This is a genomic window from uncultured Microbulbifer sp., from assembly GCF_947489355.1.
Taxonomy (GTDB): Bacteria; Pseudomonadota; Gammaproteobacteria; order Pseudomonadales; family Cellvibrionaceae; genus Microbulbifer.
Genome location: NZ_CANLDD010000235.1, coordinates 1 through 255, shown reverse-complemented (window position 1 = coordinate 255; position 255 = coordinate 1). Strand labels below are relative to the sequence as shown.

Genomic DNA, 255 nt, shown 5'->3' with positions numbered 1-255 from the left:
TCCCCCGATCAGAGTGCACGATAACTCCCCTAGGCATTTTTCGTCGCCTCAGGGCCATACGCAAAGCATCACAGACCAGTGTGGCCGTCATTCGCTCTGACATCGCCCAGCCGACAACCAGGCGGCTGTAGAGATCTATCACTACAGCCAGGTATAGCCAGCCCTCTTCTGTCCATAAATAGGGGTGAGTAGACCGGCGGAGTCTCACCGCCAGCCCCTCGCAGAACCGTACGTGACACTCTCGCGTCATACGGC

1 pseudogene is annotated in these 255 nt (G+C 58.0%); it reads right to left on the bottom strand.

The window, feature by feature from the left end:
• Positions 1–181 (bottom strand): annotated as a pseudogene (locus Q1A48_RS21590) (DDE-type integrase/transposase/recombinase); the annotation flags it as partial.
• Positions 182–255: the final 74 nt, after the last annotated feature.